The sequence below is a fragment of the Kocuria sp. HSID17590 genome (genome assembly GCF_003989485.1).
In the GTDB taxonomy this organism is placed as follows: domain Bacteria; phylum Actinomycetota; class Actinomycetes; order Actinomycetales; family Micrococcaceae; genus Kocuria; species Kocuria salsicia.
Map to the genome: position 1 here is coordinate 82,626 of NZ_RBMB01000010.1, position 10,368 is coordinate 92,993.

Consider the following 10,368-nt stretch of genomic DNA (forward strand, 5'->3'; position numbering starts at 1 on the left):
TCGCTCCACGAGAGGATCAGGCCGCGATCCGCTGCTGCAGCTGATCCAGCCGGTGGGTGACCGAGCCGTCGATGATCTCCTCGCCCACCTGCACGCGCAGACCCCCCACCAGCGACGGAGAGGTCTCCGTGGTCAGTTTGAGATCCCGTCCGTACAGGCGGTTCAGCGCGTCCCGCAGCTTCGCCAGCTGGTCCTCACGCAGCGGCCGAGCCGTCTGCACGCGGGCGATCCAACGATGCTGCCGGTCCGCGACCCACTGGGCGAAGTGCTCGAGCAGCCGCCCGGGCAGCGAGCCGCGCGGTTCGCTGACCGCGCGTTCCACGAGCAGTGCGGCCTCCTCGGACCCCGGCGCCATAAGACGTCGGGCAAGGGTCACCTTGGCCTCGGCACTCGCACGCGAGTCCGAGAACGCGCGCTGCAGCTCGGCGGAGCGCTCCAGCATGGACTTGAACCCGATGAGTTCGTCCACGAGCGCCTCGAGAGCGTCGACACCGCCACGGTTCTCGGCGGCCGCGGCTGCGAGCTGCACGGCCGTCCGCTCGATCCCGTCCCCCAGCTGGCGCTCGGTGGCGCTTCGCTGGGAGGCGAGTTCCGCGACGATGTCCACGGCGACGTCGTTGGCCCGGCCGTCGAACAGCGTGTGCACGAGGCGGGCACGGTCATCCGCAGAGCGCGAGGGGTCCGTGAGTGCCCGGCGCAGTGGGCCGTTGGCGTCCACGATGTCCAGGATCTCGAAGAGCTGCTTCGTGATCCCGGTGCTCGCGGCCCCGGCCCAGCGGTCCACGTTCACTGTGAGGGTTCGGTAAGGTTCGTTCGATGCTTCTGCCATTACCGTGCAGCTCCCGTACGGCCTTGCTCGGCGTCCAGGTCAGCCAGGAAGCGATCGACCACGCGGTTGGCGCGGTCGTCGTCGTTCAAGGACTCCCCGACGATCTTGGACGCGAGCTGCGTTGCCAGAGTGCCGACCTCGTCCCGCAGGGACACCACGGCCGCCGCACGCTCGGCCTCGATGGCCTTGTGGGCGTTCTCGGTGATCCGCGCGGATTCCAGGTTGGCGCGATCCTTGAAGTCCGCCAGGATCTTCTCGCCCTCTGAGCGAGCTTCCTCACGGATCTTCTGGGCCTCGAGCCGGGCACTTTCGAGCTGCTGGTTGTACTCGTCGCGTGCTGCCTTGGCCTCGGCCTGAGCGGCCTTCGCCTTGGCAAGTCCACCCTCGATGGCGTCCGCCCGGTCCTTGTAGACCTTCTCGAACGCCGGGACGATGAACTTGAACGCGATGAAGAGCAGAATCACGAACCCGATGAAGGTGATCAGCATTTCCCAGCCGTCGGGGAAGAGAGGACTCTTCGCCTCCTCGGCTGCCAACACCAGTGCGTTCATGAGCTCGATTCCTGTTCTCTAGTTAGGGCGTGTTCTGAGGGGTGCCTCAGAGCAGCGCCAGGACGAAGCCCAGAATGGCGAGGGCCTCGACCACGGCGAAGCCCATGAACAGCATCGGCTGGATCACGCGCTGGGACTCGGGCTGGCGAGCGACGGCCTGCATGTAGGCGGCGAAGATGAGACCCACACCGATACCACCGCCGATGGCAGCGAGACCGTAGCCAATGACGCTAAGCGAACCTTCCATTGTGGATATTTCCTTTCTGGGTGCCCGCAGGAGCGAGCGGTGGTGCCGTTACGAGAACCGTGAACGGACGATGGTCAAGTGAGCGGCCCGGAGGCGGCGCTCCTTCGTGGGGCTAGTGCCCCTCCTGCAGTGCGCCCTGTACGTACACGGCGAACAGCAGGGTGAAGATGTAGGCCTGCAGGATCTGGATCAGAACCTCCAGGAAGTAGATGAACAGTCCCAGCACGAGACCGAACCCGGAGCCGGCGATGCCGAGCACGCCGCCCACCTCGGTGGCCAGGTACGCCATGAACGCGGCTGCGACCATGATGGCCATGTGGCCCGCGAACATCGTGGCGAACACACGCAGCGCGTGCGTCACAGGACGGATGATCATGTTCGAGAGGAACTCGAGCGGGATCAGGATCACGTAGAGGAACTTGGGGACGTCCGGCGGCATGGTCATCTTGACCATGAAGTGGCCGAGACCGTGACGCTTGATGCCCACGCCGACCCACACGACGTAGGCAATGGCGGCCAGCACGTAGGCGGAACCCGGGTGCGACAGCGTGGGAAGCTGGAGCACGGGGATCGACCCGAAGAGATTGTTCACCAGGATGAAGAAGAAGAAGCTGAACAGCAGCGGCACGTACGGCCGGAAGTCCTTCTCACCGATGATGTCCCGGCCCAGGTGGTTGCGAACCAGGCCGTAGCCCATCTCGCCGACGTACTGGCCCTTGGAGGGCACCATGGCCCGGCGACGGATCAGGAACATGAAGAGGCCGGCGATCAGAACCACCGACAGAAGGATCAGCAGAGACTGCTTGCCGAAGGCGAAGGACCCCACTTCGAAGAACGGGGGAAGATGGGCGTCTTCCGTGGAAGGGGCCACGAATTCGGCCGGAATCCTCAGGGCGGGGTTCAATACGGGTCCTTTCTGCGGTGTCCAGACCGGTCACGCTCCGGGCCGGTGGCCCGGTTCAGATGACTTCCTTGTCTCCGACGTGGTCTTCTGCGGGGGTTGGCTGCGGTTCAAGGCGTCCCTCATGTGGAGGTAGCCGAGGTACACCCCGGCAGACGCGCCGAAGACGGCACCCGCGATCACAATCCACCGTGTTCCCAGCAGGTGATCCAGGAACCAGCCTACCAAACTCCATAACACCGCACCGACCACTATGTAGAGCAACACGGCGAGTCCCCCGCCGAGACCGCCCTCCTCGACCAGCTCTCCCGCGGTCTGCAGGGTCTCCTTCCGCGCGGAGTCCCGGTAGCGGTGGGCCGCCTTGCGGAACGGGTCGCCTGCAGGCCGACTGGTGTCCGGGTCGGTGGGTCCGGAGGAGTCGGGCTGGTCCTGTGCCGGAGTCATGACGTCTCGCTCTCGTGGTGGTGAGGTCCGCCGGTGGCCTCTCGGATCTGTGGAATACCGCCCAGGGGCCGGTTCGCGCCGCCATCGGCACCGGACAGTGCGGGCTCGGGGCGGTCCGTCATGCCGACCGTGACGTGCCTCACGAGCAGCGCAAAGAGCGCAGTGGAGAGCACGAGACCCGCCAGCACCGTCACGGCGAAGGCCCTGGAGGCCAACCACCCGGGCGCTCCCACCGCGAGCAGCACCCACCCCAGGACAAGCACCTTGAGCAGGTAGAGCGCCGCGAGCGCGGGGGCCGTGGCTGCGGGGGCCATCCGGTACATCTGCGCCGCCACCAGTACCGTGGCACTCGAGCTGAGGACCACCAGGCCCGCACCGAGGGCAACGGAGCGCAGCATGTCGGAGATCCCCAGGCCTGCTGTCAGGACGAGGAGCACCCCAAGACCGAGGCAGGCCAAGGAGGTGCGGCGCACCCCGGCTCCGTATGACTCCGGGATCGTCGGCACGGCTGGCGGGGCAACGGACGATTCCGTGTTGGTGGCGGGGAGAGGGGCGTCGTCCCCGGCACGCCCGGTCTCTGGACGAGTCGTCACGACGTGGCCCCGCCCCTCACCCTCTCGAGCCGTGAGAGCAGCTCCGGGGACGCGAGGTACACCACGATGACGAGCACCACGGCGAGGCCGGCGAGCGCCGAGCCCGTGCCGTTCGCACGCAGCCCGTACAGCGAGATCAGACTGACCAGCACCGTGGCCGCCGTGACCACCAGCGCCGACTGGACGTGGGACAGTCCCACGTCCGTGAGCCGCTGGTAGACGTGCTGACGGTGCGGCTTGTACCAGACCTCGCCGCGGCGGATCCGCAGCACGAGCGTCACGGCCGTGTCCGCCAGGTAGACGAGCAGCGGGGGCAGCAGGTACTCCACGTAGACGCCCGAGAGGAACGCGCCGATGGCGATGGCCGCGATCGACCCGCCGAGGACGTAGGACCCGACGTCGCCCAGGAAGACCGTGCCGCGCCCCAGGTTCCAGGGCAGGAACCCGAGGAACGCACCGGCCAGGGCGAGACCGGCGCAGACCATCCAGGGCATCCCGTTGGCCGCGCCCGCCCACGCGTAGAGCAGTCCCACGGCTCCGCCGTGCAGACCCGAGATCCCGTTGATGCCGTCCATGAAGTTGGCGATGTTGATGTACGCGACGGTCGCGACGACGCCCACGGGCCACCACCACGCGGGCACGCCCAGGGCCACGATCAGTGCTGCCGTGCCGACGGCGCCCACGAGGGCCTGCGCGCCGAGCCGCATGCCGATGGAGACGCCGCGGTAGTCCTCCGCCCAGCCCAGGGCCGCCGAGGCCAGGGTCATCGCGAGCACCACCGCGGCCACGGAGCGGTCCACCGGAATCAGGCCGGTCAGCAGACAGGTCCCGTACGTGAGCACGAGCGAGATGGCCACGGCGAGCCCCATGCCCCGCAGAACGGGCTTGGAGTGCGAGGAGCGGTCCGAGGGGATGTCGATGATTCCCCACCGGGTCAGCCACGGCTTCACCGCGAAGGGCAGCACCGCGGAGAGCACGAACGCCAGGAGCAGCGTCCAGGGCGCCAGCCCCAGCAGCATCGACAGTGCGTCCCCGCCCGTCACCGTCCCGGGGTCGGCCATGGACGGCAGCTGCGCGGCACGCGGCAGGACGGCGGCACCCGGCGACAACGCGCCCAGTCCAGACGTGCTCGAGGCCGGTGCGGTCAACGTCGGCACTTCCAGGGCGGGGGTGAGAACGCCCGCGAGCACGGCGCTCATGCCCGCCCCCCCTCGTCGTCCCGGTCACCGGACCCGGCCGTGTGCCGATCAGCGGGCGGCTGCGGGACCCGGCCCGCGCCGTCGTCAACGTGGTCGCCCGCGGCCTCAGTGCTCGCCGGGAACGCCCCGGCGGTGCCGCCGTTCGCACCACGGGGCGTGTCGACCGAGGGGTGCTCGCTCTCGTGACCGTCCTCCCGGGAGGACACGCACCGCGCGGCGCGCGGCACGGAGAAGCTCGTGATCCTGGGCTGGGTGCTCACCACCACCTGGGGGATGGATCCCGTGAACATCATGCCGCCGCGGACCTTCCACACGTGCCGGTCCAGGTTCGCGGGGTCGAGGCGCTCAGCCTTGGCGTGGGAGATCTTGGGGTGGAAGGGGCGCTCGTCCGTCTCCCCCGTGCCGATCAGGTCCTCGTGCAGCTTCTCGCCGTGACGCAGGCCGGTGATCTCGATGGCGATGTCCTCCCGCCCGGACATGGCCCGCAGCCGCTGGGCGATGTCCATGATCCGCACGGGCTCCCCCATGTCCAGGATCAGCACCTCTCCCCCGCGGGCAATCGCACCGGCCTGGATCACGAGCTGACAGGCCTCCGGAATGGTCATGAAGTAGCGCGTGGCGTCCGGGTGGGTCACGGTGATCGGCCCGCCCTGGCGGATCTGCTCCGCGAACAGGGGAAGCATGGAGCCGCGGGAGCCGAAGACGTTGCCGAAGCGCACGGACGCGTAGCGCCTGCCGGTCTGCTCGCCCATCCAGGCTGTGAGCTTCTCGGCCACCCGCTTGGAGTGGCCCAGTGCGGTGGTGGGGTTGGCGGCCTTGTCCGTGGAGACGTTCACGAAGACGTCCACGTCCACCGATGCGGCCGCCTCGAGCACGTGCAGGGAACCCATGACGTTGGTCTTCCACGCCTCGTCCGGGTACTGCTCCAGGAGGGAGACGTGCTTCAGCGCGGCGGCGTGGAACACGACCTGCGGCCTGCGCTCCTGGAACACCCGGGTCAGGGCCTCCCCGTCCCGGATGTCGCACAGCACGGTGTCCTTGCCGTCCAGCAGCCCTCGGCCGGTGATGGAGATCTGGGTGGTCTGCAGCCCGGTCTCGTCCCGGTCCACCATGATCAGCTCCGAGGGCTCGAAGCCCACCAGCTGGCGGCACAGCTCGGAGCCGATGGACCCGCCCGCGCCGGTGACGAGCACCCGCTTGCCGGTCACGTAGCCGGCGATGGCGTCCACGTGGATGTCCACGGGCCGCCGGCCGATCAGGTCCTCCATGGAGATGTCGCGCAGGTCCATCCCCTGGTTCCCGCCGGCGAGCATCTCGCTCAGCGGGGGCACGGTCATCACGCGCGTGCCGGTGCCCTCCACGGCCTCGGACACACGCTGCATCGCGCGAGGATCCGCGTCCGCGAGCGCAACGATCAGCACACCCGCGCGTGTGTGCTCGAGGACCGAGGCGGCGTCGTGCAGCGTGCCCATGACGGGGACGGAGGAGATGCGCAGGTGCTTCTTGGCCGGGTCGTCGTCGAGCAGGGCCACCGGCAGGAAGCCCGATGCCGGGTCCTGCATCATGCGGTGCACCAGGAACGTGCCCAGGGCGCCGGCCCCGAAGATCACCACGTGCTGGGCCTCGTCCCCGGGTTTGGCGGTGGACTCCTGGTACATCCGCTTCAGGTAGCGGAACGCGGCCATGAGCAGGCACGCGAAGGGGAACGCGATGAAGCCCAGCGAGCGCGGCACCCACAGGGTCACGCCGAAGACGAGCAGGACGCCCTCGAGCAGCGCCGTCACGATGACGGTCACGACCACCAGGAGCTTGGCCTCCTCGAAGCTGCCGAAGGAGTACCGGCCCTTGTAGAGGGCGAAGGAGAAGCCCACGAGCAGCTGCAGCACCACGGCCACGACGCACGCGACCACGACACCGCCCACGGAGACGAGCTCGGTGTTCATCTCGAACCGGAGCAGGACGGCCACCCACAGCGCCACGATCCACGCGACGGAATCCAGGATCATCTGGATCCACAGCCACGCGACGGGTTTCTCGCCTCGGGTGGTGGGGCTCGGGGGGTTGGGCATGTGAGCGTAGTCCTTTCGGGCGCGCGGATCAGCCGTTGCGGCGACCCACCATGAGCCGGTAGGCGGCCTCCCGCACCCGGACGGGCACGAACCGGTAGCCGCCGCGCACCATGACGTTCGTTGCCCATTGTAGGAACCCCACGTGGCCCAGCGCCCGCAACCGGGCCTGGAGCGCGAGTTCCGCCCTGAGCACCCTGTAGCCGCCGCGGCGTTCGTAGGAGCCAGCGGAGACCCGGTACCCCACGAGCGGCTCGGCCACGTTGCGCACGTCCGCGCCCGCGTGGAGCATGCGCGCCCACAGCCAGTAGTCCTCGGCCATCGGCGCGTCCTCGTAGCCGCCCACGCGCTCCACGGCGCTGCGGCGCAGCACCACGGTGGGGTGCGAGATTGGGTTGCGGCGCCTGCTCACCGCCAGGATGCGCTGCGCCCCCACGGGTGCCGCGCGCAGGGCCAGGGGTGTGCCCTCGTCGTCGCCGATCTCGTGCATCGACGCCCCCACGAGGTCCGCGCCGGCCTCGATCAGCGGAAGCTGCAGCTCGAAGCGGCGGGGGTAGGCGACGTCGTCCGCGTCCGCGCGCGCGACGACGTCGTACGAGCAGCTGGGCAGGGCCGTGCGCAGCGCGTGGGCGAGCCCGCGGTTCTCGGGAATGCGCACGAGGCGCACGGGAACCGGGGAGTCGCGCACGAGACGCTCGAGCTCGGCGTCGAGCTCAGGCGGCACGGGACCGTCCTGGACGACCACGACGTCGGCGGGGGCCCGGGTCTGCTCCACCGTGTTGGACTCGACCGCCCGGTGCAGGCGCTCGGGCGTGTCCCCCGCGTAGACGGGCAGCAGGAGGGAGAAGCGGGCGGGCAGCTCGGGCGGGGTCAGCGGCTCAGCGAGGGCCACCGAAACCACGTCCGCGTATGCCGTTGCCGTAGAGCCGGGCCCACGTGAGCAGGCCCGTGAGGTCACGGTTCTTGAGGTAGTGCGCCGGGTAGCCGATCACGTCCGCGCCCAGCTGCACCACCCGCTTGTAGCGCCACGAGACGTAGCCGCGGTTGCGGAAGAAGTGCCGCTGCTTGAACTCCCCCGGCGGGATCAGCACCTGCAGGCGGCCCGGGATCACCACGTGCTCCTCGTCCCAGCCCGGCGGGTGGGACACGGCCGTGGTGGTCACGGTGCCGAACGGCAGCCCGCTCTTGCGCAGCCGCACCAGGAAGTCCACCTCGTCACCACGCAAGAAGAGCTTCAGGTCCGGCAGGCCCACGCGGAAGAAGACGGACTCGTCCATGAGGGCGCCGTTGAAGAAGTTGGCGTACGAGTCGATGAAGCCCAGCGGGACCAGGTCCTCGCGCCGGTGCGTGATCCCGCCGTCGAGGCGGAACGGGAAGGAGAGGAGGTCGTGGTCCTGCGGTGCCACGATCAGCGGCGAGACCACGGCGAGGCCGCGCTCGCGGGCGGCGGTGCGCAGGACGCGCAGGCAGTCGGGGTCCTCCGGGTGGGCGTCGTCGTCCATGAGCCAGACCTGGTCCGCCCCGCTGGCCAGGGCCGTGAGGATCGCCAGGGAGAAGCCGCCGGCACCTCCCAGGTTCGCCACGGAGCGGCGGTAGTGCAGCTTGAAGGCCCCCGCGATCTGCTCGCGCAGGGCGGCCTCGTCCAGTGCGGTGCGTCCGGCGTCCACGAGACACAGGCTCGCCACGGGATCAGTCTGCGAGCGCAGCTCGTCGATCAGGGCCGCCACGTCCCGCGGCCTGTCCTGCGTGACGCAGGCAACGCTCACGATGGGGTTCGTGGGCGCCACGGCCCTCGGGTCGGTTTCCGTCATGACGCCCCCGGCGATCTGGTCGTGTGGTGGTCCGAGCTGCTCGGCCGGTCTCCTCGCCACGGCGGGCGGACGCGGTGCGGGCCGGAGCCCGGCGAACTCCCGGAGTCTATCAACGCCCACCTTGGTGCCCGCTCGACGTCGCCCGGGAGCCCGCTGCTGGTGCGCGCCAGGCCCCCTCCGCTCCCGGCGCTACCGTACGATGGGAGGACCATCACGGGAGGAGACACACAGTGACGGCTCACAGCTGGCGCGTCCTCGGAGCAACGGGCTTCATCGGCACCGCCATCACCACGGCCCTGCGGGCGCGTGACATCCCGGTCACCCCGGTGGCCACACCCCGCCTGGCCTCTCCGGCGACCACCGTCCACCACCTCATCGAGCACGCGCACCGGCTGGAGTCCGTGATCGACTACCTGGCCGAGTCCTTCGCGGGCGCCGACACCGTCGTCAACGCCGCGGGCCTCGCCGCACCGGACCAGACCCACCAGCAGTCGCTGACCGGTGCCAACGCCCTGCTCCCGGTGCTCGTGGCACTCGCTGCACACCGCACCGGTGTGCGCCGGGTGATCCACATGAGCTCGGCGTCGGTGCAGGCGGACGCCCCCGTGCTCGACGAGTCCATCCGCACGGCGCCGTTCTCCCCCTACTCGTTCTCGAAGGCCCTCGGGGAGTCCGCGCTGTACCGGCTGCACTCGCAGTGGAGCGAGGAGCCTAGCGCCCCGGAGCTCACCGTGATCCGGGCGACCTCCGTGATGGGCACCGCCCGCCGGACCACGCGCATGCTGGCCCGCTTCGCGTCCTCACCGCTGAGCTCGGTGGCTGGCGACGGCACCGCCCCCACGCCCGTGACCTCGGTGACCGCACTCGCGCAGTTCACCGCCTCCGTGGGCGAGTTCCCGGGCGTGCTTCCGCCCGTGATCCTGCAGCCCTGGGAGGGCGCGACCACCGGGTCCGTGCTGCGCGACGCCGGCAGGCGCCACCCCCTGAACCTCCCGCCGCTGCTGTGCCGCGCGGTGATCGCGTGCGCCCGCTTCGGCTCCGGCGTGGTGGGCCACCGCTACGCGGGGCTCATCCGCCGCCTCGAGGTCACCTGGTTCGGCCAGCGGCAGGTCCCCGGGTGGGCCCACGAGCACGGCGTGATCCCGCAGCCCCACGTCCAGGAGATCCTGCGCGAGGCGCACCTCGCGCTCGGACGCTGACCCCTTCCGAGAAAGAGCCCGCCCCCTCTCAGCGCACCAGCGTTGCGTGAGGGCGGGCTCTTCCGCATAGTCCCGGGGTTCACTCCCCCACGAGGCGTTCGGCGTCCGCCATGCTCAGGGCACTCGTGCCGTCCCACCGGGGTTCGGGACGCACGCGGCGGTCCCTGCCCTGGTCGACGGCGCTCTCCGGTGTGGGCGCGCCGTCCTGCACCAACGCGGTGATGAGCTCCTCGTCCGAGACGTCGGACGCGTCCCGGGTCGCGGGGGTCCGCGGAACCCCGTGGGCCGCCGGGGATTCCGGCGCGACGTCGCCGCCGTCCGTCTCGCGCGCCAGATCAGTCGCCCCGGCCTCGGACCTAGCGTCCGGTGTCTCGGCCGTACCGGGCGAGGCCGACGACGACGACGCGCCCGCGGTGGTCTGCGCCGAGGCGCCGGCCACCGTGGCCGCCGCAGCTGTGGCGTTCGCGGTGCCCGTTGCGTCCGGGCTGCCCGTGCTGCCGCCGGTACTCACCCCGTCCGCGCTGCCCG

At 70.1% G+C, this 10,368-nt stretch carries 11 protein-coding genes and 1 pseudogene; 1 reads left to right on the forward strand and 11 read right to left on the reverse strand.

Translation table 11 applies throughout. The features are described from left to right. Positions 1 to 16: 16 nt before the first annotated feature. The 10 genes from D8M39_RS05295 to D8M39_RS05340 form a co-directional block, all read right to left on the reverse strand. Positions 17 to 829, reverse strand: a complete 813-nt coding sequence (locus D8M39_RS05295) for a F0F1 ATP synthase subunit delta (RefSeq protein ID WP_094394241.1) — start codon at positions 827 to 829, stop codon at positions 17 to 19. After that, on the reverse strand, positions 829 to 1,380 hold the full coding sequence (locus D8M39_RS05300) for a F0F1 ATP synthase subunit B (RefSeq protein WP_055084922.1): 552 nt from the start codon (positions 1,378 to 1,380) through the stop codon (positions 829 to 831). The genes D8M39_RS05295 and D8M39_RS05300 overlap by 1 nt, the downstream gene beginning before the upstream one ends. Before the next feature lie 46 nt (positions 1,381 to 1,426). Next, positions 1,427 to 1,627, reverse strand: a complete 201-nt coding sequence (locus tag D8M39_RS05305; protein WP_016996283.1) for an ATP synthase F0 subunit C — start codon at positions 1,625 to 1,627, stop codon at positions 1,427 to 1,429. Positions 1,628 to 1,739: 112 nt separating this feature from the next. Then, the gene (atpB, locus tag D8M39_RS05310; protein ID WP_055084924.1) at positions 1,740 to 2,531 is read right to left on the reverse strand and encodes a F0F1 ATP synthase subunit A; all 792 of its coding nucleotides are present in this window, start codon (positions 2,529 to 2,531) and stop codon (positions 1,740 to 1,742) included. Positions 2,532 to 2,561: 30 nt separating this feature from the next. Continuing rightward, entirely contained in the window at positions 2,562 to 2,972 is a 411-nt protein-coding gene (locus tag D8M39_RS05315; protein WP_238693966.1) for an AtpZ/AtpI family protein, read from the reverse strand. Then, positions 2,969 to 3,370 (reverse strand): hypothetical protein, encoded by a 402-nt coding sequence (locus tag D8M39_RS05320; RefSeq protein WP_126874570.1) that lies wholly within the window; start codon positions 3,368 to 3,370, stop codon positions 2,969 to 2,971. Before D8M39_RS05320 ends, D8M39_RS05315 begins: the two co-directional genes overlap by 4 nt. A gap of 191 nt (positions 3,371 to 3,561) precedes the next feature. Continuing rightward, a complete protein-coding gene (locus D8M39_RS05325) occupies positions 3,562 to 4,764 on the reverse strand; it encodes a glycosyltransferase family 4 protein (RefSeq protein ID WP_332308100.1) in 1,203 nt (400 codons plus the stop codon). Beyond that, on the reverse strand, positions 4,761 to 6,833 hold the full coding sequence (locus D8M39_RS05330) for a nucleoside-diphosphate sugar epimerase/dehydratase (RefSeq protein WP_232300315.1): 2,073 nt from the start codon (positions 6,831 to 6,833) through the stop codon (positions 4,761 to 4,763). Before D8M39_RS05330 ends, D8M39_RS05325 begins: the two co-directional genes overlap by 4 nt. 28 nt (positions 6,834 to 6,861) lie before the next feature. Further along, a complete protein-coding gene (locus D8M39_RS05335; protein WP_055084929.1) occupies positions 6,862 to 7,722 on the reverse strand; it encodes a glycosyltransferase in 861 nt (286 codons plus the stop codon). Continuing rightward, positions 7,709 to 8,641, reverse strand: a complete 933-nt coding sequence (locus D8M39_RS05340; RefSeq protein WP_094394245.1) for a glycosyltransferase — start codon at positions 8,639 to 8,641, stop codon at positions 7,709 to 7,711. The genes D8M39_RS05335 and D8M39_RS05340 overlap by 14 nt, the downstream gene beginning before the upstream one ends. Before the next feature lie 230 nt (positions 8,642 to 8,871). Here D8M39_RS05340 and D8M39_RS05345 point away from each other — a divergent pair, with 230 nt between their 5' ends. Next, a complete protein-coding gene (locus D8M39_RS05345) occupies positions 8,872 to 9,840 on the forward strand; it encodes an NAD(P)-dependent oxidoreductase (protein WP_094394247.1) in 969 nt (322 codons plus the stop codon). A gap of 79 nt (positions 9,841 to 9,919) precedes the next feature. On the opposite strand, the pseudogene D8M39_RS12610 reads toward D8M39_RS05345, so the two are convergent. Continuing rightward, a pseudogene (locus D8M39_RS12610) lies at positions 9,920 to 10,368 on the reverse strand (hypothetical protein); the annotation flags it as partial.